The sequence below is a fragment of the Bacillus sp. FSL E2-8887 genome, assembly GCF_038007205.1.
Taxonomy (GTDB): domain Bacteria; phylum Bacillota; class Bacilli; order Bacillales; family Bacillaceae_G; genus Bacillus_A; species Bacillus_A mycoides.
The window spans coordinates 2,322,741-2,345,478 of record NZ_JBBOWS010000001.1; the positions used below are offsets into that span (position 1 = coordinate 2,322,741).

The 22,738-nt window shown below is 32.1% G+C and carries 23 protein-coding genes and 5 pseudogenes; 12 read left to right on the forward strand and 16 right to left on the reverse strand.

What is annotated here, in order from left to right:
* Positions 1 to 4 precede the first annotated feature (4 nt).
* Complete coding sequence (locus NSQ08_RS11530; protein ID WP_002127593.1) at positions 5 to 211, reverse strand: hypothetical protein; 207 nt, start codon at positions 209 to 211, stop codon at positions 5 to 7.
* 155 nt (positions 212 to 366) lie between these two features.
* On the opposite strand from NSQ08_RS11530, the gene NSQ08_RS11535 reads away from it, so the two are divergent.
* The 5 genes and pseudogenes from NSQ08_RS11535 to NSQ08_RS11555 all read left to right on the forward strand — a co-directional run bounded on the left by NSQ08_RS11535 (position 367) and on the right by NSQ08_RS11555 (position 4,142).
* Positions 367 to 1,146 carry an undecaprenyl-diphosphate phosphatase gene (locus NSQ08_RS11535; RefSeq protein WP_340774845.1) on the forward strand — a complete coding sequence of 260 codons (780 nt, stop codon included), beginning with the start codon at positions 367 to 369 and terminating at the stop codon, positions 1,144 to 1,146.
* An 80-nt stretch (positions 1,147 to 1,226) separates the two neighbouring features.
* On the forward strand, positions 1,227 to 2,549 hold the full coding sequence (locus NSQ08_RS11540; RefSeq protein WP_340774846.1) for an FAD-dependent oxidoreductase: 1,323 nt from the start codon (positions 1,227 to 1,229) through the stop codon (positions 2,547 to 2,549).
* 63 nt (positions 2,550 to 2,612) lie between these two features.
* On the forward strand, positions 2,613 to 3,134 hold the full coding sequence (locus NSQ08_RS11545; protein WP_340774848.1) for a GNAT family N-acetyltransferase: 522 nt from the start codon (positions 2,613 to 2,615) through the stop codon (positions 3,132 to 3,134).
* 23 nt (positions 3,135 to 3,157) lie between these two features.
* A complete protein-coding gene (locus NSQ08_RS11550; protein ID WP_340774850.1) occupies positions 3,158 to 3,679 on the forward strand; it encodes a YfiT family bacillithiol transferase in 522 nt (173 codons plus the stop codon).
* Positions 3,619 to 4,142, forward strand: a pseudogene (locus NSQ08_RS11555) (GNAT family N-acetyltransferase). The gene NSQ08_RS11550 and the pseudogene NSQ08_RS11555 overlap by 61 nt, the downstream one beginning before the upstream one ends.
* A gap of 121 nt (positions 4,143 to 4,263) precedes the next feature.
* Here NSQ08_RS11555 and NSQ08_RS11560 read toward each other — a convergent pair.
* Positions 4,264 to 4,641: a PH domain-containing protein gene (locus NSQ08_RS11560; RefSeq protein ID WP_002141936.1), complete on the reverse strand. Its 378-nt coding sequence runs from the start codon at positions 4,639 to 4,641 to the stop codon at positions 4,264 to 4,266.
* A gap of 179 nt (positions 4,642 to 4,820) precedes the next feature.
* Here NSQ08_RS11560 and NSQ08_RS11565 point away from each other — a divergent pair, with 179 nt between their 5' ends.
* The 6 genes and pseudogenes from NSQ08_RS11565 (at position 4,821) to NSQ08_RS11590 (ending at position 9,294) form a co-directional block, all read left to right on the forward strand.
* On the forward strand, positions 4,821 to 5,672 hold the full coding sequence (locus NSQ08_RS11565; RefSeq protein ID WP_340774854.1) for a patatin-like phospholipase family protein: 852 nt from the start codon (positions 4,821 to 4,823) through the stop codon (positions 5,670 to 5,672).
* 12 nt (positions 5,673 to 5,684) lie between these two features.
* Positions 5,685 to 6,056, forward strand: a pseudogene (locus NSQ08_RS11570) (YxiJ-like family protein).
* A 270-nt stretch (positions 6,057 to 6,326) separates the two neighbouring features.
* A complete protein-coding gene (locus NSQ08_RS11575; RefSeq protein WP_085311357.1) occupies positions 6,327 to 6,692 on the forward strand; it encodes a hypothetical protein in 366 nt (121 codons plus the stop codon).
* A gap of 83 nt (positions 6,693 to 6,775) precedes the next feature.
* Positions 6,776 to 7,914: pseudogene (locus NSQ08_RS11580) on the forward strand (alpha/beta hydrolase-fold protein).
* Between the two features lie 78 nt (positions 7,915 to 7,992).
* On the forward strand, positions 7,993 to 8,400 hold the full coding sequence (locus NSQ08_RS11585; RefSeq protein ID WP_340774861.1) for a DnaJ family domain-containing protein: 408 nt from the start codon (positions 7,993 to 7,995) through the stop codon (positions 8,398 to 8,400).
* Positions 8,401 to 8,478: 78 nt separating this feature from the next.
* Positions 8,479 to 9,294, forward strand: coding sequence for a YwqG family protein (locus NSQ08_RS11590; RefSeq protein ID WP_002032372.1), 816 nt, complete (start codon positions 8,479 to 8,481; stop codon positions 9,292 to 9,294).
* Between the two features lie 661 nt (positions 9,295 to 9,955).
* Here the strand turns inward: NSQ08_RS11590 and NSQ08_RS11595 are convergent.
* The gene (locus NSQ08_RS11595; RefSeq protein WP_113769500.1) at positions 9,956 to 10,351 is read right to left on the reverse strand and encodes a RidA family protein; all 396 of its coding nucleotides are present in this window, start codon (positions 10,349 to 10,351) and stop codon (positions 9,956 to 9,958) included.
* A gap of 149 nt (positions 10,352 to 10,500) precedes the next feature.
* Entirely contained in the window at positions 10,501 to 11,484 is a 984-nt protein-coding gene (locus NSQ08_RS11600) for a hypothetical protein (protein WP_445686604.1), read from the reverse strand.
* A 596-nt stretch (positions 11,485 to 12,080) separates the two neighbouring features.
* On the opposite strand from NSQ08_RS11600, the gene NSQ08_RS11605 reads away from it, so the two are divergent.
* Positions 12,081 to 13,043, forward strand: a complete 963-nt coding sequence (locus NSQ08_RS11605; protein WP_113769501.1) for an MBL fold metallo-hydrolase — start codon at positions 12,081 to 12,083, stop codon at positions 13,041 to 13,043.
* Between the two features lie 58 nt (positions 13,044 to 13,101).
* On the opposite strand, the gene NSQ08_RS11610 is transcribed toward NSQ08_RS11605, so the two are convergent.
* The 12 genes and pseudogenes from NSQ08_RS11610 to NSQ08_RS11665 form a co-directional block, all read right to left on the reverse strand.
* Positions 13,102 to 13,347: a hypothetical protein gene (locus tag NSQ08_RS11610; RefSeq protein WP_201065676.1), complete on the reverse strand. Its 246-nt coding sequence runs from the start codon at positions 13,345 to 13,347 to the stop codon at positions 13,102 to 13,104.
* A gap of 39 nt (positions 13,348 to 13,386) precedes the next feature.
* Positions 13,387 to 13,883, reverse strand: a pseudogene (locus NSQ08_RS11615) (NUDIX hydrolase).
* 22 nt (positions 13,884 to 13,905) lie between these two features.
* Positions 13,906 to 15,036: a DNA polymerase III subunit beta gene (dnaN, locus tag NSQ08_RS11620; RefSeq protein WP_340774876.1), complete on the reverse strand. Its 1,131-nt coding sequence runs from the start codon at positions 15,034 to 15,036 to the stop codon at positions 13,906 to 13,908.
* A 30-nt stretch (positions 15,037 to 15,066) separates the two neighbouring features.
* Positions 15,067 to 15,509 (reverse strand): annotated as a pseudogene (locus NSQ08_RS11625) (NUDIX hydrolase).
* Between the two features lie 184 nt (positions 15,510 to 15,693).
* Positions 15,694 to 16,110, reverse strand: coding sequence for a GNAT family N-acetyltransferase (locus NSQ08_RS11630; protein WP_340774878.1), 417 nt, complete (start codon positions 16,108 to 16,110; stop codon positions 15,694 to 15,696).
* A gap of 166 nt (positions 16,111 to 16,276) precedes the next feature.
* Positions 16,277 to 17,485 carry an L-lactate MFS transporter gene (locus tag NSQ08_RS11635; protein WP_002013226.1) on the reverse strand — a complete coding sequence of 403 codons (1,209 nt, stop codon included), beginning with the start codon at positions 17,483 to 17,485 and terminating at the stop codon, positions 16,277 to 16,279.
* A gap of 417 nt (positions 17,486 to 17,902) precedes the next feature.
* Positions 17,903 to 18,931 carry a serine hydrolase domain-containing protein gene (locus NSQ08_RS11640; protein ID WP_340774883.1) on the reverse strand — a complete coding sequence of 343 codons (1,029 nt, stop codon included), beginning with the start codon at positions 18,929 to 18,931 and terminating at the stop codon, positions 17,903 to 17,905.
* Between the two features lie 113 nt (positions 18,932 to 19,044).
* Positions 19,045 to 19,320, reverse strand: coding sequence for a heterocycloanthracin/sonorensin family bacteriocin (locus NSQ08_RS11645; RefSeq protein WP_340774885.1), 276 nt, complete (start codon positions 19,318 to 19,320; stop codon positions 19,045 to 19,047).
* Between the two features lie 199 nt (positions 19,321 to 19,519).
* Positions 19,520 to 19,966 carry an NUDIX domain-containing protein gene (locus NSQ08_RS11650; protein WP_002032390.1) on the reverse strand — a complete coding sequence of 149 codons (447 nt, stop codon included), beginning with the start codon at positions 19,964 to 19,966 and terminating at the stop codon, positions 19,520 to 19,522.
* 372 nt (positions 19,967 to 20,338) lie between these two features.
* The gene (locus tag NSQ08_RS11655) at positions 20,339 to 20,908 is read right to left on the reverse strand and encodes a DUF4256 domain-containing protein (protein ID WP_340774889.1); all 570 of its coding nucleotides are present in this window, start codon (positions 20,906 to 20,908) and stop codon (positions 20,339 to 20,341) included.
* Between the two features lie 183 nt (positions 20,909 to 21,091).
* On the reverse strand, positions 21,092 to 21,556 hold the full coding sequence (locus NSQ08_RS11660) for a GNAT family N-acetyltransferase (RefSeq protein ID WP_002032392.1): 465 nt from the start codon (positions 21,554 to 21,556) through the stop codon (positions 21,092 to 21,094).
* Positions 21,557 to 21,633: 77 nt separating this feature from the next.
* Positions 21,634 to 22,557, reverse strand: coding sequence for a nucleoside hydrolase (locus tag NSQ08_RS11665; protein WP_002189748.1), 924 nt, complete (start codon positions 22,555 to 22,557; stop codon positions 21,634 to 21,636).
* Between the last annotated feature and the right edge of the window lie 181 nt (positions 22,558 to 22,738).

Below are 22,738 nucleotides of genomic sequence, written 5' to 3' on the forward strand. Positions count from 1 at the left end.
TTATTTAATCGGCAGAATTTTTTCGTATTTTAAAGTAATGAGCGGCAATTAAACAAAGTACCCCTATAAATAACATAATAATTCCAAAAGTTTTATGCTTTCCTTCGAAGAAAGGTATGTCTGTAATTACATTTGTCATACATAAGCCTAAGAACACAAGAATTGGTCCAATCCAAAGTAATATGTTTCCTAATTTTGTATGTTTCTCCATGTAAACCCTCCTTTTTTACATATATATCCATCTTTATCGCAATCCATAACTTCTAAATAAAGGTTAAAGTAAATCCCCAAGAGAAATATATTTTCTTTCATAACAAAAATTAAAGCATCATATATTGGTACAAGCAAATGAGAAAGGAGATCATCATGAATTGGCTAGAAGCTTTTATTTTAGGAATTATTCAAGGGCTGACAGAGTTTTTACCTATAAGCAGTACAGGTCACCTATATTTAGGGCGACATATTTTTCAGTTAGATGAGGCAGGTTTGTTTTTAGATACGATGCTGCATATAGGGACGTTACTTGCGGTGTTTATTTATTATAGAAAAGAATTTATTTATTTAATAAAAAATCCATTTTCAAAGCTTATGCTATTACTTATTGTCGGGACGATACCTGCGGTTGTAATCGGCTTATTATTTAAAGACTTTTTTGAAGATATTTCAAAAACAGGTATAACAATAGGTTGGGAGTTTTTAGTGACGGGTTTATTTCTTTATATGGCCGATAAACAAAAGAACGGTCGTAAAAAAATGAATGATATTACATATAAAGATGCATTCATAATTGGTTCATTTCAAGCAGTAGCTATATTTCCAGCAATTTCCCGTTCTGGAATGACAATTGTCGCTGCATTATGGAGAAAGTTAGACCGTGAAACAGCGGCGTACTTTTCCTTTTTATTATCAACACCAGCTATTGTCGGAGCTATCATCTTGCAATGTGCAGATGTTTTTCAAGGGAAAGCTGAATCTATTTCTAGTACATCATTAATTGTCGGAACATTATCAGCAACGTTCTTTGGTTACATAGCAGTTTCATGGATGATCCAATATTTAAAACGTCATTCTTTAAAAGTATTCGCGTATTACGTATGGGGATTAGGTATTTTAATTTTAATGTTGCAATTCACACAGGTGTTTTAAATATAATTATCAAGGAATTATTAGTTAAGATCCTGTTCCATTCATACACGACAGGATCTCTTTTCATTAAGGGGGAAAAAATGTTTACTAAGGCTATTGTTATTGGTGGAAGTATCGCAGGAAAACTCGCCGCAAAGGCTTTATCAAATACGTTTGAAGAAGTAATCATTGTAGAAGCTGGTGAAGAATGGGATGGAAAAGGTCCGCGAAAAAGAGTTCCGCAAAGTAATCATCCGCATGTGTTATTAAAAGGCGGCGAAGAAGCACTTGAGGAGTTGTTTCCTAACATTACTAATGAATTAATTGAAGCAGGTAGCATCGTAAATAATTTTACTCGCGATTTAAAATGGCATCAGTTCGGCCTATGGAAGCAGCCTTTCAAAGGCGAAATAAATATGATTCAACAAAGTCGTCTTCTGTTAGAATCGCATATTCAAAAACGAATTGAACAAGTTTCAAATGTTACTTCGAAGTATGAAATGTTGGTTGAAGGATTACTAGTAGATAACAAGCTTAATAAAGTCTATGGAATAAGAGCTAAATGTTTGAAAACAGGAATGAAAGAAGAATTTCATGCAGATCTTGTTGTTGATGCGAGTGGATTTGGTTCGAAAAGTATAGATTGGTTACAAGAATACAATTTCGAAGTACAAGAAGAGAAAGTAAGAATTGATTTGTTTTACGCAACTAGAATGTTTAGGCTCAAAGAAAAAGAGAAATTAGACTGCTGTAATATGCTTATGTCTCCAAGTTTTCCTGAGAATCCTTATGGTGTTCTAATTCAAACGATTGAAGATGATCGTTATTTTGTTACTTTTAGTGGATATGCAAATGAAAAAGCACCGCAAACAGATGATGAATTTTATGATTTTGCTGAAAACCTATCAATCACTAATGTTACAGAGTTTCTAAACAAATCTGAGGCGATTACCGATATAAAAACGTACAAAATTCCATATCAAGTACGCAGGCGATTTGATCTAGTTAATAATTTGCCTGAAGGATTGTTAGTAGTTGGAGATGCGCATTGTCGTTTTGATCCAGTTTTCGGACAAGGTGTTTCAGTTGCAGCTATGGAAGCTCACCAATTGCAACTAATTCTTCAAGGGAGAAAAAGGCTTGATAAAACATTAACTCGAGAGTTTTATAGGAAGACTGCTATGATTATCAAAACACCTTGGGAAATGACCACAACGGAGATAGCATGTCATCCTAAGTTACAGAAAGAATTAACTACGAAACAAAAATTTCAGCAATGGTATACGAAACAAATATATCAACTTTCTGCAAGTGATTCTGATATTTATATTCGGTTAGTCAGAGTTATGAACTTAATTCGTAGTCCATTTCATCTTTTTCATCCTAGAGTATTACTTACTGTATTACTCAGACGAAAGAAATAGCAGGAAAATTATCGTTTAAAAAAGAATGTATAACAGTTAGTAAATCAAGAAGGGGTAAACGGGATGGAAATATACATAGAACAATTAAAGAATCAAGACGCTGAAGATTTATTTAATTTTGAACTCACGAACAAATCATTTTTTGAAACAATGGTACCAGGTCGTGGCTCTAATTATTACGTGTATGAATACTTTCAAAAGCAACTTGCCGAACTATTAAAAGAACAAACTGAGGGGATTTCTTATTTTCATCTCATACGTAATACAGAAAAAGAAATTGTAGGACGTATCAATTTAGTTGATGTAGATAAGGAAAAACGAATTGGGTCGTTAGGCTACCGAGTTGGAGAGGGTTTTACAAAAAAAGGAGTTGCAGCATCATCTGTAAAATTGATTTTGGCTCAAGCAAGAGTCTATGAAATTAATGAAATACGTGCTATGACAACAACAAATAACATAGCTTCACAAATTGTATTAGAAAAGAACGGATTTTCTCGTGAAAAGGAAGCGGAGACAACTACTGTAGATTTAAACGGGGAAGACGTAAATTTCGTACATTATATTTGGAGGACTACTAAGGGTTAAAAATAATAGGGAGGGACATGTACATGAAGGATTTACGTTATCCAATAGGTCAATTTACTTACGTAGGAACTATTACAGAAGAAATAATTGATAAATGGATTCAAGAAATAGAGGATTTACCTAATGAACTAGCAAGAGCGATAAAAGATTTAGATCAGAAGCAGTTAGATACACCGTATCGCGTCGGTGGATGGACTGTTCGCCAAGTTGTTCATCATGTTGTTGATAGTCATATGAATAGCTACATACGCTTTAAATTAGCAATGACAGAAAAGAATCCAACTATTAAACCGTACAAAGAAGAAAAATGGGCAGAGCTACCTGACTCGAAATTACCAGTAGATGTTTCACTTGTAATGCTAGATTCATTACATAAAAGATGGGTTAACTTATTATATTCTTTAGAACCGGCAGATTTAGAAAAGACATTTAATCATCCTGAATCAGGAGAAACAAAACTTGCTGCTGCAATTGGACTATATGCATGGCACGGTTGTCATCATACAGCTCACATTACTTCTTTAAGAGAGCGTTTAAATTGGTAACATTAGAGAAGGCGACAGAAATTGATGCAGAGATTATATTTCAAATGCAAGTGAATCATTTAGTTCATTATTAGAAAAGTATAAGGACTATGAAACAAGTCCGGCAAATGAACGTATTGAAAGAACGATTTCAAGAATAAATAATCTGGACGGTGGATTTTATAAAATTTTCGTAAATACGAATCTTGTCGGCGCGATATGTATATCACGTAAAGAAGAGGCATCTAAATTTTGGATAAGCCCGATATTTATTATTCCAAACTATCAAGGGAACGGAATTGCTCAAAAAGTATTAATTTTAATCGAGGAGATGTTTCCGGAAATAACGAATTGGGAGCTTGCTACAATTTTAGAGGAAGAACGAAATTGTTTTCTATACGAAAAGATGGGATATATAAGAGCGGAATTTAAAAAGAAATTAAATGATAAAGCAACTTTAATTTATTATACAAAAGAAAGGTAAAGCACATTTTAAATGCTTTACCTTTTTGTATTGTTTTAGATTAAATATACAAAAATAATGCATATTCTTCCAAGATATTCGGGTTAGTAATTTAGAATTCGAATAAATATACAAAAACCAACTATTTTGTCGTATATGTTACTAACGCTTTTTGAATACTTAATATGCTATCATCGCCTTTAAATTCTTTCGTAATTGGCGCGCTCAAACTAGATACCCATATTTTAAGTTCTGCATCTAAATCAAAATGCCCAGCTGTTTCAATGCTAAATTGTGTAATGCTTTTATAAGGAATAGAATGATACTCTGTTTTTTTACCTGATATTCCTTGTTTATCAACTAAAATAAGACGACGATTTGTAAATACGATTAAATCACGAATTAATTTATAAGCATGCTCAACTTTTTCATCATCTAGCATAATCTTTTCTAAATCACGTTCAACGCTTTCTGTACTCGCACTTGATGCATTTCCTAAAATACCACTAAATAAACCCATATGAAATTCCTCCTTTATAATATGTGGAATGAGTTTCTTATATTGTACCATGCGAGTGACTAATAGATTATGACATTGCTTCAATAGTTTTTTGTTATTATTGCAACTAATTTATATAACCTCATCCTAAAATCTTGTGCTAACATGTAATTAAGAAAACAGAAGCAGAGGGACTGAGCATGAAGAATATCGGTTTAGTATTAGAAGGCGGCGGAATGAAAGGATTATATACTGCAGGAGTACTCGAATATTTTATGGAAAGGGACTTATTCTTTCCGTATGTAGTCGGTGTATCCGCCGGAGCATGTATGGGAGCGACCTATTTATCACGCCAAAAAGGAAGAAATAAGAAAGTGAATACAGAGCTAGTAGGAGATCACAGGTATATATCTTATCGAAACTTAATTAGAAAACGTGAATTATTTGGAATGGATTTTTTATTTGATGAAGTACCAAACAAAATTGTACCGTTTGATTTTCAAACATTCCTAAATTCAAATGAACAGTTTGTAATCGGAACGACTGATTGTGAATCAGGACAGGCAGTTTATTATAATAAAACAGAACATGGAAATGATATTTTAAAAATTATTCGTGCATCAAGCTCTGTGCCGTTTATAGCACCTGCTGTAGAATATGATAATCGAAAATTGTTAGATGGAGGGATTATAGATCCTATTCCAGTTTTTAAAGCGCAAAATGATGGTTATTTAAAAAACGTTGTTATAATGACAAAGCCAGAAGGGTATGAGAAGCAGCGAAACAAATTTTCAGGCCTGGCTAAAATGTTATATAGAAAATATCCGAATATCGCACAATCTTTAGTAGAACATTATCGTTTTTATAATGAGACGATAACTTATATGAATCAAATAGAACAAAAAGACAATTTTTATATCATTCAGCCTAGCGTACAGCTTCCTATAAGCGGAATAGAAAGAAATAAAGAAAAACTCGTTAATTTATATAATCTCGGCTATACAGATGCTCAATATCATTATGAAAAATTATTAAATTGGATAGAGAAATAAAGGGGTGGAAAGTTGCTATTAGGTAAAATGGTTATTTTTAATGAATTGCAGAAAATGCATAGTCCGCTGCATTAACCGTTTCCGTATCGTGCTACAGGAAAATTGCAACGAGACTTAAAAAGTAAATTTACAGATGATGACTGTATAAATGCTAATTTAAATTATTATTGGATGCATACAGCAGGTACTTTAAGTTACATACTTAATAACAACGAAAAGGAGATTGTGTTTGATCAAATAAAGTGGCTAAAGAAATCGTTTTTTGAATGGTTTCCGCAATATCGTTTTATAGAAACAGAAATTGTGAAGTATCCCATTTTGTATAGAGATTTCATGAATTATGAGAAGGCCCGGAAACTATTACTGTATTATCTTACTGAATAAAAATAAAAACGTACAAGTTATGCTGCTTGTGCGTTTTTTTGTTCATAAAAAATACAATTTTAATACCTTGTTTATATAGGGATTCTAATACGAAGAAAGAAGTACATATAGAATGATGTAAAGGAGGGAGAGGCGTTTAGATACCGTTTTCCTTTAATCCATTATCCAATTCGAATATAGTTAGTTATTTATGATAAAATATTTCGAGTGAAATCAAGTACTTATTATATCCAGTATTAAATAAGTTAAGCCAGGAGGAACAATAGTAACATGGAAAACGTGTCAAATATAGATAAATTGGAATCAATAAAATCTTTACAATCGACAATTCGTAAACTTGAAAATGCTTTTTCACAGATGACTCAAAAGGGAGCAAATACTACCTTAGTGAAAAAAAGGCTTAAAGCCGTTTGTATAGGGCTAGCAGTGTTAGAGAACGTGTGGAATCAAGAAAGTCATCGGTATAGCCAAGAAGAGTTAGCAGAAGCACGTAATGTCCTTGCTGGTTTGCTCCCATCAATTGAGAGAGCCTATGATAAGTCTAAGGCTGGTAGTCCTCAAAGAACACTTTTAGAAAGAAGAATAAAAGCGTTGGAACTTTCTATTCAGGCAATTGATAAACCTTCTAATAAATAACTCATCTAAATACATAACATACTAATCTTAAATTTTATAAAAGCAATCTAATGAAAAGAAAGAAATACAAGGGAGGCAGATGGGTGACTTCAATAATTAGTCCTAAGTTAGAGGAGCTTAATAATCAATTAAAAAAGGAAACGAGAAAGCAATTTATACTTTTTTGCATGAAATAAAGTCAAATAATACGCCACTAATAGAACAATGTCCTGTAGAAAATCAGTATAAGCTTATAACGTATATATGGTTAGGGGATCAAAAAACTGAAAACGTCTATGTATTCGGTAGTTTTCCTGGTTGGGATCTGTCTGTAAATCAACTACAACGGTTGTTACAGACAGATATTTGGTATGTAACGTTTAGGACGGATGAGAGTTTTATTTCAACGTACTATTTTTCAGTAAACGATTTTTTCGAAAATGATTGGATAAAGCGCAGTGAAAAGTACCAACTAGACCGATTTAATAAAAATACATTTGGAGAAGATGCCAATAAAGCGTCTGTGTTAAACATAGGAATGGAAGTACAGTATAGCAGTCGTTTTCCTTCAGATCATTATCCATCTGGAAAAATTGAAACATATTCTTTTCATAGTACGATTTTAAATGACACACGTAAAATTTATATTTATACGCCTCATGACTATTCTCACACTTCACATCTTCAAGAACTTCTCATTGTGTTTGATGGGAATTCATTCATTAATAACCTTTCAATCGCAAGAACACTCAATTATTTAATATACGAAAAAGAAATCCCATCTTGTATTGCTGTTGCAATAGAACCCGTTGATCGACTAGAAGAGCTAACTTATAACGATAAAATGAATACATTTTTAACGGAGGAACTACTTCCATGGATTCAAGCTAGGTATCACGTATATCAAGAAAAGAATCATACAACAATTGCTGGTTTCAGTCTTGGTGGCTTAGCAGCTTTTTATGCAGCGCTTCAAAATCCACATGTTTTCGGAAACGTGTTGTCAATGTCTGGATCCGTACATTGGAAAAAGGATAGTTATGAAAATCAAATTCCTTGGATTGAAAATCAAATTTCATCTATAGATTCCAATACGAGTCAACCTCATTTTTATATAGCAGCAGGAGAACTTGAAAACAAACCTCTTTTAACGGCTAACAGACGCCTGTATAAAGCTTTAAAAGAAAAAGGATACCAAATTACTTATGAAGAGTTTCAAGACGGTCATGACGGTGTTTGGTAGCGGAAAAAGTTATTTGATCGGTTGAAAGCATTAAAACATACAAAAACCACACTATAAAATAAAAAGGAGAGAGAATCTATGAATCAAGATGAGCTAGATAAAAAACTAAAAAAACAAGAAATTTTAGTTAAAGATGAAAAAGTTTGGTCGTTCACGTATGAGGATCATATTAGCTCTATCGTTAAAGAAGCAGAAAAGAAAGGGTCTTTTGATAATTTTCCAGGTAAAGGGAAACCTCTAAATCTAGATAAAGATCTTTCGTATAATCCTGAAAAACAACTGTATAGAACTTTAAAAAATAATCATGTTTTACCTAGGTGGATTGAGCTTTCAAAGGAAATTGATGATTTAAAAGAAAGGCTAAAAGAAACTACAAATACTGCAGAAGCAGCGGATATAATTCGAACTATTAATAAAAAGGTTTTAGAACATAATTTACTTTGTCCACCAAGTGCGCAAAAAACGAGGGTGAAAACGGATATTTAACGATTTTCAATGAAGTTATCTTTTGCTATATAATTAAGTAAGGCATTTTCAATTCATTATTAAGGGGAGGCAAATGTAATGAAGAATACGTATCAACTTCAAATTCCGAAAGAACTAGAGCAGTATCGTAGTATTTTAGAAGAAAGTGTGAAACCGTATATTAAAGTGTCTGGAACGCAAGCAGAAACAACTCTTTTTGAAAGTAAGTTTGGTGGCTATCCGTATGTACCTATAGATCAAGAGCATCCTAAAGATTCAAATGGACAACCTATGATGTTACTTGCGCAGCTAAACTTTGAAGAAATGCCGCATGTTGAATATATGCCTCAAAAGGGTATGCTGCAGTTTTTCGTAAGTGCTGAAGATGAGCTTTACGGAGCAGATTTTGATCATCCAACAATCCAAAAAGACTTTCGAATTATTTATCATTCTACAATTATAGAAGATTTAAATAAGGTTATTACTGATTTTAGTTATTTAAACACTTCAGAATTAGAGGACTTTATCATACCTGAAGCAGCGAAATTAAAGTTTGAATTGGGTTATCAACCCGTAACATCAAGGGATTATCGATTTGAAAAGATGTTTAGTGAGGAAATTGATTGGGAAGAAATTGTTGATGAAGAAAATAATACAGAATTAGGCGAACTGTATGATGATTTATGTAAAGATCAAGGGCATAAAATTGGTGGTTATCCATTTTTCACACAGACAGATCCAAGGGAATGGGAAGAAAAATACCAGCAACATGATATATTATTGCTGCAAATCGATACAGATGATTCATTAAATATTATGTGGGGAGATTCTGGTGTTGCTAATTTCTTTATAAAGAAAGATGATTTATTAAATCTAGATTTTTCCAATGTTATTTACAATTGGGATTGTTACTAAAAATAGATAAATGGATTACTAGCTAGCAAAAGAAATCTTCCTGAAGGTGAGGAGGATTTTTTTACGTTAAAAATAAACGTTATGTTAACTAGAATGTAGAATACAATGAAAGTCAAGCGTAAATAAAAGAAATAACAACAAAAATATAAAATAATAAAACATATGTAATTAGCAATAAATCTATAAAGCAAAACATAAAATGAAATTTATCATTTGTATAGAAAAATTTATTTCGCATAAAAAAATTCCGTGCTAATCAAAATTATTTTTGACTCGTTAAACGATAATTAATCGATTAAGATTTGCTGTGATTAATTTATAGCAAAATAAACGATAAAACCCGTTTCGTCTCATTAAGTATAGTTTACTTGGTTTTTGATACAGATAAACACTTACTCTATACAACTTCGTATAATATATATTATGTTAACTAGTAAAAAGTAATAAACTTATTATATATTAGTTACGGTTATTAGTCTCCCCTTTTTAATTGGGTTCATAATGTGTTGTAGATTGTGTGGTTATTTGTTTTTTTAAGTTATTTATGTTGTGTTATTGATAAGAATGTTTCCGTGTATAATTTATATTTTAGTTAATAAAAAACGCAATTCGTTTAAAGTGAACGAATTGCGTTGATATGATTAAGAATAAGTTTTTAAAATTAGTTTGCTACAGCAATTGCTTCGATTTCGATTAATAATTTATTGTTAATCAATTTGTTAACTTCTACAGCTGAACTTGCTGGTGGATTGTTTGTGTTGATATATTGATCTCGAATATCTCTAACAATGGCCATTTGAGAAATGTCCGTCAAGAAAAATGTTAATTTTACTACATCATTAAAATTTAAGTCTGAAGTTTTTAATGCGATTTTAATATTTTCAAATACTTGTCGTGTTTGTGTAGCTAAATCATCAATTCCAACTATTTGACCGTCAGTATTAATTGCTACTTGTCCTGATATGTAAATGGTTCGTTTAGCATTACTAACTTCGACTACATGTGAGTATCCAAAAGTTGCTGGCATTGTTTCTGGATTGATAAATTTCTTTTGCATGGCTCTTCTCTCCTTTTAATATCTTATTTTCTTTATATTAGGTTTTAATTTTGGATTATCCTCTATTTACTAATTTATTGTCTATACATCATTCAGCTGCTACATATGCAAAAGGATATTAGTCACTTTAATTTAAAGTTTTTAATAGATTATGTACGTTTGTTTTTTTGAGCGCTTGTTATAATTACGCCTTTTTGTATTAATTCTTCAGTTACTTTTATATAGAAAAAGTGATACCACCAAATAAAAAATTCTTCGTAAGTTATTTCTTTTGAGTATCTGCTGCTTGCAAAGTATTCTTTTAAAGGCTTCTCATTTTCTTTACATAATAAAATCAAATCTTCACTGATCGTGTTCGCGATTTCGTTAAGTATAGATAAATCTACGGCTGTAAACACTGGGATAACAGGTTGTGAATTTTTATATAAGCCTAATTTTTCGTATAATACATTTGAATTTAAGTCTACTTGTCTATCTACTGCTACAAAATTTTCAACTAATTGCTTTTTCGTATAATTAATATCGATAATAGCATCGTGAAAATATGCTTCAAACGTTTCTTCATTCGCAGTTATTAAATTCAAAGTTGTATATCGAGTGTTTCCATAAAGACCAATTTGATATTCCCCTAAATCTAAATACGTATTAACATACATTCCAAAGGACTCTTTGTCTGTTTGTTCTTGTTCTAGAATCGCATAATAATATCTTTTATTGTTTCTCAAAGGCCGTTCTGTTTCTAAATAGTTTTCTTCAATGTTAATTATTTGTCCAAAATCTAATAACACACCACTATATAGTAAAAGACTATACGATTCTTTAGATAAATGATTAAATGTCTCGATTCTTTTAGACATAGCATCAATTTGATTAGAATATTTTTCAATTATGTTAAGTGTAGGTTTAATTAGAGGCTCACATAGGTTATACAGCTTTTCTCCTTCATTAGCTGTTATAACCATACATGTTGGATAGTAACTCCCTTCTGTCTTATTCAATAAACCTTCTAGTTCTAATGCGTGCATTTGTTTTTCGAATTCCTCGCTAGTCCAATTTAGCTTCGTTTTTATAGTATTTGATTCTATGCCCAGATGGAGCATTACAAGTAAATATTGAAGGTTTGTTCTGCTTATTTTTAAAGTTGGATAATTGTCAACTTATGAAATCATTTTTGTCTCATAAGTTGTTTTAAGTATTTTCTCCGAAGTATAATTAGCAAGCATTTTAAAATCCCTTCTTTTTTAGTAATTTAATTGTAAAATCTATGTATTTACTATGTTCTATAAATAAAAATAAGTATCCTTTAATGATTTCAAATAAAAAACCTTAGTATAGCTATGTTAATACCTATACTAAGGTTATCTAGAATTCTATATTTAGTTATTGCTATTTAATAGTTTATATTTAGACTTCTTTTTTCTTTCTTCAAGCATTTATAGACTCTCCTTCCTGTGGATAATTAGTTACCTATCTGCTTCTATAACATATAAAGAAACATACGGTCTTTGTTGTTTATAAGAAAGAATTTACTTAAACAAAACAATTCACAAATACATAATATTAGTTTTAGCTGCTGCTAAATGAATTCTATTTTATATATATAAATAATAAATTTGAAGAATTTATGAAATGTACTGCATTAAAGATGAAAGGTAAAATGATATAGTTTACACTAATAACGGCTAGAATAACAACATACGTATATTGTTAAACATAAAAAGGAGAACTAATGAAAAAGAAATATATAAATCAAATTCATACTGATGTAAGTTTTAAACCAAAAGATATTATCGGTTTAATGACTGATTACTTTAAAATGAAAACAAAGCTACGTCCTATACAAGACTTATCTATCGTTTTACCGAATAAAGATAATGGGTCTTTAGAGAGTGTTACATGGTTTGGTCACTCTGCTTCTCTTTTGAAAATAGAAGGTAAAAAGCTGTTGTTAGATCCTATGTTTGGCGATGCCTCTTCCCCGTTCCCTGTTTTTAATAGTAAACGTTATAGTGGTGCTTTTTCTTTAGAACGTGAAGATTTCAAGGAAATTGATGCGATTATCATTTCTCATAATCACTATGACCATTTAAATTACAAGAGTATTATGCAGTTAAAAGATCGCGCAAAGCACTTTTATGTTCCAGCGGGAGTTGCGCAATATCTTATTAAATGGGGTATTTCACCTAGTAAAATTAGTGAGCATAATTGGTGGGATGAAATTACGTTTGATAATATTAAGTTAGTTTGTGCACCTGCAAGGCATTTCTCTGGACGAAGTATGACAGATAGAGATTGTTCGTTATGGTGTTCATGGCTTATTCTTGGTCAAGAAACTAAAGTCTTCTTTAGTGGTGATAGTGGTTATGCGCCTCACTTTAAGGAAATTGGTGAGAAATATGGTCCATTCGATCTTACTTTAATGGAATGCGGACAGTACGATACGAGATGGTCTGCTATTCATATGTTGCCAGAAGAAACAGTACAAGCTCATATTGACGTTAAAGGAGAATTGCTCGTTCCTATTCATTGGGGTGCTTTTACGTTAGCATTACATGAATGGAGTGATCCTATTGAACGTGTTACGAAAGAAGCAAATCGTTTAGGGGTTAATATTGCAACGCCACAAATCGGTGAAGCTATTACGTTACAATCTAAAGATTATCCTACGGCTGCTTGGTGGCGAGAAGTGTAAGTATAATAAAAAGCGAACCAATTTAATATTGATGGTTCGCTTTTTATTCATTTATGACTCATCTATTAAAATTCTTTGTTTTATCTACTGGAATTGCATTTTTCATCTTTTCTGTTGTCCAATATCCTGTAGGGTCTTCCATATCGTTTGAATCTTGAATAACAGATGGGATATTGGGAGCTTTTTTCACTTGAGTAAGAGTATCTTTTTCGCTAGAGGCTGCCAATGCTAAGTAAATAATTAAAGGTATTATAATAGTAATACTAGTTATATATATCCAAAATAATTGATTTCCTTTTTTCATGAGCTCCTCCTTCAATTACATACTAATCTCCCCTAATTACTACTTTACTATGCTGGTCTGCTTAGCTAATTCTTTATTCTTATACTCTATTAATTTATGATTTGATAAAACGCAAGAGTGCTCTAATATTAATTCATTATAAAGTACTTCAGTTAAAAATTTAGGTATCATCTCTCCTACGCCGTAATTATAGTCACTTAGAATCCAAGATACCTCTTTCCAATCTAGAATTCCTTCTGAGACTTTTTTTGGAGTGTGATATGTAAATTCATTAAGTAGCTCTACTAAATAGACATACATGCCACCAAAATATGAGGAATCCTCCCATTTAATAATGCCTTTAAATTGAATTTGATTTTGTTCAACATCTATATTTGTTTCTTCTTTTATTTCACGAATTGCATTTTCAAACGGTGTTTCTCCTTTTCTATCTTCCCTCCTACACCATTCCATAATCCTTTTACAGGATCATATTCTCTATTTAGCATAAGTATTTCTTCATTTCTTTTTATAAAACATAAAGTGTGCTTGTACATAATTTAATTCTTTCCTTTGTTCTCAATAAGTTCTAACAGGTGATATTAAATATACTGCTGCAGATTGTTCACCTGCTTCAATTAATATCGGTCTCATGGAACCGCCAAAACTTAAAGTAACTCTATCTTCTTTTATTGCTTTTAAAGTATCGACCATATACCGTCCATCAAAAGATATATTTAATTGCTTTTCACCGTGAATAGCATCTAGTTGTTGTGTCTCGGATATTTTACCAATTTGAGAAGCGTTGGAAGAGATTTGTATTGTGAATTCGTCGATGATTTCTAAGTTAACGTTGTTGTTTGCCCATTCACTAGCTAATAAACTTGAACGATCTACACCTTGTAAAATCTTTTTTCTATCTATATTAATAACCGTTTGGGATTCATTTGGAATTAGGCCGGATATATTAGGATATTTTCCTTCAATAAGTCTTGAATACAACGTAATTGTACCGAATTTAAAAATAATGTGACTTTCTGAAAGATATATGTATACTAAATTTGAATTACTGTTCATTAATTTTAGTAGTTCACTAATAGTGGAACTTGGTACAATGCAATTTAATTTCGCATGTGAAGAAATGGGTATTTTACGTAAAGCCAGTCTGTGCGAATCAGTAGCAGCACAAATTAATTTGTTATGATCAATAACGAAATGTACGCCAGTAAGAACTGGTCTAGATTCATTTTTAGCAGTTGCAAAGACAGTTTGTTTGAATACCTCAATCAGCTGTTCCGTTTCTACTTGTATTTCTGTATGTGAGTCTAAAAATGGTACATTAGGAAATTCATTTGCCGAGAGTCCATTTAAGTTTAAAGTAATTTCATCTGATTGAATTGTAATCAACTGCTCATTCATACTTTTTATTAAAATCTCACTTGGCATTTTCTTAATAATTTCAATGAAATACTTTGCTGGTACAACAATACTCCCTGCTTTTAAAATAGTTGTAATTTGTTCGTCTTCAATTGAAATAGGTATAAATTTTTCAATGAAAATATTCGAATTACTTGCGATTAAAGTAATTCCAGATTGATCTGCTGTTATCTTTATTCCGGATAATATAGGAATTAAAGTTTTTGTTGTGATAGCTTTACTTACTTCTGAAAGAGCTTGTGTAAATTGTTTGTGATTAACGATAAACTCCATTTTTCCCCCGCCTTAAATGAAATACTATCTTTATGAAGATTGATGAATAATAGTTCCATTAAAAATATAAGGAACTGTTTCTTTCTTTTGTAAAAGGCTTTTTAAGTGTTCTGGTATACGTAAATAAGGTTCTGCTGAATCTAATTCCATCCAGGTAATCTCCTCAATCTCTTTTGGCCGTGATATACAGATTCCCCCCCCATTATTTCTCCTAAAAAATTAAAGAAGATTGCATGATGTCCTCTCTCCTCAAAAAAGGCTTCACTAATGGAACAAACCCCTTTTACGGATATGTCTAGCCCTGTTTCTTCTTTCACTTCACGAATTGCTGCCTCTTCTAACGTTTCCCCGAATTTAACTGCTCCACCTGGTAAAGTGTAATAAGAACCATTTTCCCCTTTGTTTTTAACCATTAATAGCTTTTCATGAGTTTCATCATATAGAAGTGCGTATGTAACATTTACTTTTTTCATATGTAACCCCCTGGAATGGTGAAAATTTTCTGTCTTTATTTTATTCTATCATTAAATTGTTTTGATTCATAAAAAGTAATTTGAGTAAATAACTAATACGAAACGATATCGTGTTCATAGACACACAAAAGAAAAGAGCATATTTTGAAAAAGATTAATCATAATACACTCTTTAATGATTCATTTATAACCTTTTTTCTAAATAGTAATGATTATGCCCTTTAGGATAATCTTCACTTATCCCTATCACTTTATATCCATGCTTCTTATAAAAATTAGGGGCTTGGAAACTAAAAGTATCTAATTTGATTAGCCTACATTCTTTTTTTATTGCAAATTCTTCAATAAGATTCATTAAATTGCTTCCATAACCTTCATGCCTGTATTCTTCAGAAACCCATAGGAAGTCAACATATACATGGTGCCAAAATGTGATTGCCGTTATCCCTCCTACTATTTCTTCTTTTTCATTCTTCACTATAAAACTAATCTTTTCTGAAGGTGTTTTTTCTTCATTTGAAAGTTGTTTTTGGTTATATTCAATTACTTTTTCTCTTATGTAATCACTATCTTCTTGTACCCATTGCTTTACTATTTGCATTTTAACTATCACGCCCCTTTACATTAATAATCGGAATTTCCTATCTTCTTTAATGTTAGTTATGTAGTAAGTACAGGGACAAAATTAGATTTTTTGAATGGCATCCATTGTTTATACATTATGCTGTAATGAAAAAGAGCCCTAGCATAAGGACTCTTTCTTAGCATTAAGCTATTTTTCGATTTAACTGTTTTATTTCCTTCTTCTTTTCTGCATTTGGAGGGCGGATTACTATAGAGATAACGAAAGATATAACACATAGAACACCGATTGTAATGAAGGTTGGTTGAAATCCGCCAAGTAGTGCTCCAATGAATGATCCTGCAAGTGCACCAAATCCGAAACCTTGGTAAACAATCCCGTAGTTTGTACTATGGTTTTTTAATCCGAAGAAGTCTCCGACAATTGCTGGGAAGATAGTGATGTTACCACCAAAGCAAAAGGCAACACTTGCTACACAAGCAAAATAAATTCCGTAATTTAGTGGAATAAAACTTAAAGTGAAGACGGACAATCCAATAATAATAAATGTAGCAGAGACGATTTTTAATCGACCTATTTTATCTGATAACGTTCCAAGAATAATTCTACCTATTGTATTAAAGATTGCGATCATTGCGACGGCATTTGCGGCAGTCGCTGCACTAAGACCAACGAGCTGCACCCCGATGTCTTTTACCATACCGATTAAATACAGTCCGCCCATACATGATGTGAATAACATGAAAAATAAGAGATATACTTGTTTTGTTTTCATCATTTCACGCGGCGTATAATCATTGTGTAATGTTTCAGTTGCAGTGTTACTTACAATTGCTTCACGTAAGAAGAATGATCCTATCAACACTAATAGTAAGACGATAATACCCCAATATAAAAATGCTTGTGATACTCCAAGACTGTTGATAAGATTTCCGTTTATATATCTAAAGATTAAGCTTCCCATTCCATATGCCGAAACAGATATACCAGAAATAAGTCCTTTACGGTTTGGAAACCATTTAATTAAATTAGATAGTGATGTAATATACGCTGTTCCATCAGCGTATCCAACGACAACACCGGCTAATAAATAAAGTAATGGTAATGAGGAAACTTGTGAACTAAGTATTAAACCGAGTCCTAAAACAATTCCTGCAGTAGCGATAAGTTTACGAAGTCCAAATTTTTGTTGTAGCTTTCCTGCAAATAGAGTTGAGAATGATAAAGAAAAACTCGTAATTGAGAACGTGATCGCGACTGAATTGAGGTTCCATCCAAACTTACTTACAAGGGGTTGATTAAATAAACTCCATGTGTAAATTGTTCCTAGGCCAATTTGAACAATGATTGTACCTAGAACAATTAGCAATGGATTTATAGATGTTTGTTTCATGCTAACTGTCCCCTTCTTTTATCATGACATGAATTTTCACAGTTAGTATATCCATGATAAATTGCAAGATACTGTACGGAAAATGGAAATTGAGTTAGCTTACACAAAAAGACACTTCATCAAGAAGTGCCTTTTTGTAGGTTATATACAGCATTTAAAGAAAGCTTTGTTAAGATAAGACATTTTCGAATGCTTATGTATATATGTTATCAAATAATTTGCTGAAAGTGATGAGACTTAAGACGTATTTTTCTTTCATAAATAAGTCGGAGAGAAAATTAATATTCAATTTCCTCAAAATCTTTCGGATCGCTATAAATCGCGTTTTGTTCTGTGTTTACATCCTTTATATTTTGCTTTTTATTTTTATTCACTTCATTTTTCATTAAAGTTCACTCCTTTTTATTATAGGAGTAGTTATACCCTAACCATAGTATTTTTACTGCTACTAAATGTATCAGCGACTAAATTGCTAAATTCACGTAAATAATATAAATAATTATCCCCACCATAGTTGTATCTTTTATTGTACATTTTAGCAACGACGACATTATATTCTGGAATGACTAATATCGTTGGTCCTGTAATTCCTAATATTTGATAGGAACCTTTAGGAACTCGCTCACCAAGTTCGCTAAATAAAGCAGGTTCATTTTGAACGAACCAAAACAACCCGTTTTGAGGTAGTTCTTTATTTGTATACTCTGGACTTTGTAAGCTCGTAGCAAGTGCTATAACTTCTTTTGGCACAATTTGTTTACCATTTAAAAACCCTTTATTTAAATGAAGGTTACCCCAAAATGCAAATTCTCTCGCAGAGACAAATAGATTTTTCTCGGAGCCGTCATCTACTGCACCAACACTACTTATTGCATCTTCATCTGGGTTTACAACAACCTTAACTAAATTATCATCTTGTTTTATTCTCCATCCAGTTTCTTTGAAATCAGCAGGTATGAATACACGCTCCTTTAATAGTTCAGGAAAACTTTTGTTATACAAGTGATAAATAAGCTGCGTCACCATTCTTACATTAATATCTCTGTACGCCCAAGCTTGTCCTGGCTCAAATTCACGAAATGCTGTCCCATCATCGGTTTCATTTAAACCGTGTGAATGAGTTACTAAATGTCTTATCGTTGTCTTTCCAAGTAATGAAGGATCATATTCTTTAAAATAATTTACAGCCTCGTCATCAAGAGATTTTATTTTCCCCTCATAAACTGCATAAGCTACCATTAATCCTAAATAGCTTTTTCTTGCGGAAGCGACATTGAATTGTGAAGATATAGTTACTTTTTTACTAGTAGGAATATTTGAATGCGTTCCACTATAATGCTCTAGCACAATCTTATTATCTTTCATAATACAAAGTGCTGCCGTAGAACTTTGATTTGTCTCTTTAATGTTTTCTACCCATGAAATTAATTTTTTATATTTGTACAAATAAATATCCCCCTAAAACATATAAAAATAACAGCATGAAAGAAAAGTTTCAATACATTATAACTTTGCATCTGCACTTTTCTTTCATGTGAAATATTATTGATCTATAGTACTTAAATAATCCACCAGTTCCAGCAATTAGAACAGCTGAAACAACCACCACAGCCTACACAACCTACGCAACCGCCGCAACGTCCGCCGCCACAACCACCACAGCGACCACCACAACCGCCACAACGTCCGCCGCCACCGCATCCGCCACAACGACGTGCATCGTCTTGAATGTAGTAATATGGATATTGATTTTGTTGCTGATCCCAATACACAACATTACCAGGTTGATAAGCATTAAGGTTTAACGCTTGTAGTTCTTGTTGAAACTCATTCATTATGAAACCCTCCATTTACAAATGTAAATTCCGTCCAAATTTCCGAGTTTATTTACTTTTAAAAATAAAGTAGAAATAAGGCTATAGACTAAATGCGTACATCAACAAAATATGACTTTACACTAGGTGATGTACCTTGTTTATGAGCCTATTTTCTTTATATTCTTTTAGTGGACGGAATTAATATAAATAGAGACAATTAAAAGTTACTAATCCAGCAAGTTAATAGTTCATCACTTAATTTTCTTTCTAGTAATTCTTTTACTGAAGGTGTCGGCATTATTGTATAGGAATTTATATTTTCTTTATTAAAATCAATCCAGTGAAATGCTAAATGGGACTCTTTAGATATTGGAGTGAAATCGGATTTTAACTCATTTGAATCTATTTCAAAAATGTGGTTAATTTCATGGTGGAGGGTTTCTTTGGCTTGCCATTGATTTTCTATGACGCCTAAAAATTGTTTTATACTGCAAGTTACTCCAAGTTCTTCTCGTAACTCTCTTATTAGTGCATTCTCTGCTGATTCCCCAATTTCAACATGACCACCGGGTAAAAAATAGTGATGGCCTATGTATTCAGCGACTAGTAGTTTTTCATCTTTTATCATGATAGCTCGTACAATATGATGGAATTTACTTTTCATTTTGTATTCCTCCTAATCATTCACTTTATACTTGCTCGAAAATTTTCATTTAAAAGCGGGATAATATAAATCATAGGTGTTTCATATGGGTGAATTTCATTGATAATTGCAAGAGTACCTTTTACAAGTTCTCGTTTATACGTTAATTAAAACTAATGATTTTGATAAATGATTCTAAAAAAGAGTATGTTTATGAAGAAAATTATCAAAACATACTCTTAATATTTTTAGTTGATTCATTCTTTTACAATAAGGTTTGATTAGCCCTATTCTTTGCGGCCTCAAAATCGAATCCGTAGCTAAAGTATGCAATCACTACTATTCCCTAAGCAAATCTATTCTCTACTTCAAATTTACCTGCCTGTACAAATTTTAGACTCTTAACGAACCACGAAAGCCTCTTGCGGCATAGTAAGATTCTGCCCCATTGTGATACACAAAGACGTGTCCAAAGCGATAATCGCAAAAAAGGGCACCGCCAAGTTCTCTAATATCAGAAGGTGTTTCCACCCAACTCGACGTCTTCATATCGAAATTTTCAAGATTATGTAATGTACGATATTCTTCTTCCGTTAATAGTTCAATACCCATGGCAGTTGCCATATCAATAGCGTTATTTTCTGGTTTATGTTTCTTTCTTGATTCTAGCGCTTCAAGATCGTAACAAACACTTCTACGACCTTTAGGACTTTCTGCTGAACAATCATAAAAAATATATTCGCTTTTTTCTTTATCAAAATCAACAACATCAGGTTCGCCACCAGTTCGTTCCATTTCGTTGAGCGACCACAACTTTTCAGTATTAGCATCCAGCCTTTCTTGAACATTAGCCCATTCTAAACCTTTATGACGGTTCATATTATTCTCAAAACGATCTTTCAATGTTTGTAGTAATTCTTCACGTTGCTCTAGTGACAACTCTTTTTTATTGCTTTCTTTCATATTAGTTCCTCCATTGATGTTTTTATTAATGATAGTTTAAGTATATATAAATACTGTTTTATAATAAAATGTTTAAATAATTGCGTGAATTGAGTTTGCGATAATTTATATGAATTAGTACAACCAATTCTCCGCGATATGACCCTTTAACGGAACAACTTATTGTTTCAAAACAGTATATCTTTATTTCAATAACAATAAGCGATATACTTCCTCACCGTCATATACATTTCCTAATGGTTTAAAATCATAACATTCATATAGTTTCTTTGCAGAAATATTATCTTTATGGACAGTTAATCTAATTTCCTCACACTCTTTAAAGTTATTTTTTATTAAGTTAATGATTTCCTGTAATGCTGCTTTTCCATATCCTTTTCCTTGCTCTTTTTCATCAATGATAAATCCGTTAATCCAATACATATCTGTTGACTCTCGCACAAAAGCATGCATAATAAAACCAACTATAAGGTCACCATCATATATAGCGAATGGAATATATTCGACATTTTCACCATCTGGTTTTATGTATACTTTAGCAAGTGATACTGCCACTGCCGGAACAAAGTGTATTTGGTTTTCTTTAACTTGTAACTTTAATGCGTCTTCCCAATTTTCTCTCGTAACAATTTTTAATTGGACGTTCACTATTTTAAGCTCCTTTAAAAAGAGAATTTATCTTTTATATTCAACGGAGTGAAATGATTCCCTTTTTCGACATCAACTTATAACATGATTTTCATAAAATCCTGAATAAATTTTTCCTCATCTAATTGTAACGCTATACGCGCCCCTTCAGATTTAGAGTGTGGACGAAAATCAGCAAAAGTTTGTCCCTTCGTTTCGCCACATATATCCACAGTCACTTTTCGGGATGTATAATTTAAAAATGTAGGATTCACTAAACCGCTTATAGCAAGTACATCGTGTAATAATGGCCCTTCAATATATGGATTGAGTTTTTGGTATGCTGATAAATAATAATCGTACAGGGGTTTCATAATCGGCTTAAATGGATTTTGTGTATTAACTAAAATATAAGTAAATACACTTGGGGTTAAAACCGTTTTATTTGTTACATTTAAAGGGAATAACGTTATATTTTTCGCTTGCTGAAATACAATTTGACTTGCTATAGGATCTCCGTACACGTTTGCCTCTGCTAATGGAGTAACATTCCCTGCTTCTAAAAAGACACCACCCATAAAATAAATTCCTTTTATATTTAACATCAAGTCGTTCCATAAATTAAAAGCAATCGCTAATGAGGTAGATCTTCCTACATCGACAATTGTTAAATCTTCTCCATACTTTACAAGAATCGCAGCAATACTACCAAAATTGTATATAGGAATAGATAACACACTTTCCGGTACATGGATGGGCCCTAATCCTTCTGGTCCATGAATTTCAGGGTAATACGTTGTAATTTCATTTGTAAGTGGGCCTGTTGCACCGCTAATTACAGGAATATCTTGTCTGTTTGCTAACTGTAAAATATATGCGGCATTATGAGCGGCATGTATATGTTCAACATTTCCATATCCAGTTACGATACCAACGATTTCAATTTCAGGATGCAGTAAGCCATACATAATTGCAAACGAATCATCAATACCTGGGTCTCCAAAAAATAAAACCTTCTCCAAGAAATGCACTCCTTTCATAGGTAAGATAATTATGTATATGTGGAAATAATTTAAATCTATACAGTTCTAAGCAAATATTAATGGTGAGTAATGTATTGATAAAAAAGAACTAGCATTATGCTAGTTCTTTTGCAGATAAATAATCTACCAGTTTAATTAAATCTCGTACAAATATTGGACT

What these genes read in the sequence shown, in the direction of transcription:
- NSQ08_RS11655 (WP_340774889.1), bottom strand. Translation starts at nt 20,908, where the DNA reads ATGAAAGAAAGCAATAAAAAAGAGTTGTCACTAGAGCAACGTGAAGAA.
- NSQ08_RS11630 (WP_340774878.1), bottom strand. Translation starts at nt 16,110, where the DNA reads ATGCAAATAGTAAAGCAATGGGTACAAGAAGATAGTGATTACATAAGA.
- NSQ08_RS11560 (WP_002141936.1), bottom strand. Translation starts at nt 4,641, where the DNA reads ATGGGTTTATTTAGTGGTATTTTAGGAAATGCATCAAGTGCGAGTACA.
- NSQ08_RS11610 (WP_201065676.1), bottom strand. Translation starts at nt 13,347, where the DNA reads ATGAAAAAAGGAAATCAATTATTTTGGATATATATAACTAGTATTACT.
- NSQ08_RS11595 (WP_113769500.1), bottom strand. Translation starts at nt 10,351, where the DNA reads ATGCAAAAGAAATTTATCAATCCAGAAACAATGCCAGCAACTTTTGGA.
- NSQ08_RS11565 (WP_340774854.1), top strand. Translation starts at nt 4,821, where the DNA reads ATGAAGAATATCGGTTTAGTATTAGAAGGCGGCGGAATGAAAGGATTA.
- NSQ08_RS11645 (WP_340774885.1), bottom strand. Translation starts at nt 19,320, where the DNA reads ATGAATGAGTTTCAACAAGAACTACAAGCGTTAAACCTTAATGCTTAT.
- NSQ08_RS11545 (WP_340774848.1), top strand. Translation starts at nt 2,613, where the DNA reads ATGGAAATATACATAGAACAATTAAAGAATCAAGACGCTGAAGATTTA.
- NSQ08_RS11605 (WP_113769501.1), top strand. Translation starts at nt 12,081, where the DNA reads ATGAAAAAGAAATATATAAATCAAATTCATACTGATGTAAGTTTTAAA.
- NSQ08_RS11530 (WP_002127593.1), bottom strand. Translation starts at nt 211, where the DNA reads ATGGAGAAACATACAAAATTAGGAAACATATTACTTTGGATTGGACCA.
- NSQ08_RS11590 (WP_002032372.1), top strand. Translation starts at nt 8,479, where the DNA reads ATGAAGAATACGTATCAACTTCAAATTCCGAAAGAACTAGAGCAGTAT.
- NSQ08_RS11635 (WP_002013226.1), bottom strand. Translation starts at nt 17,485, where the DNA reads ATGAAACAAACATCTATAAATCCATTGCTAATTGTTCTAGGTACAATC.
- NSQ08_RS11550 (WP_340774850.1), top strand. Translation starts at nt 3,158, where the DNA reads ATGAAGGATTTACGTTATCCAATAGGTCAATTTACTTACGTAGGAACT.
- dnaN (WP_340774876.1), bottom strand. Translation starts at nt 15,036, where the DNA reads ATGGAGTTTATCGTTAATCACAAACAATTTACACAAGCTCTTTCAGAA.
- NSQ08_RS11585 (WP_340774861.1), top strand. Translation starts at nt 7,993, where the DNA reads ATGAATCAAGATGAGCTAGATAAAAAACTAAAAAAACAAGAAATTTTA.
- NSQ08_RS11650 (WP_002032390.1), bottom strand. Translation starts at nt 19,966, where the DNA reads ATGAAAAGTAAATTCCATCATATTGTACGAGCTATCATGATAAAAGAT.
- NSQ08_RS11575 (WP_085311357.1), top strand. Translation starts at nt 6,327, where the DNA reads ATGGAAAACGTGTCAAATATAGATAAATTGGAATCAATAAAATCTTTA.
- NSQ08_RS11540 (WP_340774846.1), top strand. Translation starts at nt 1,227, where the DNA reads ATGTTTACTAAGGCTATTGTTATTGGTGGAAGTATCGCAGGAAAACTC.
- NSQ08_RS11535 (WP_340774845.1), top strand. Translation starts at nt 367, where the DNA reads ATGAATTGGCTAGAAGCTTTTATTTTAGGAATTATTCAAGGGCTGACA.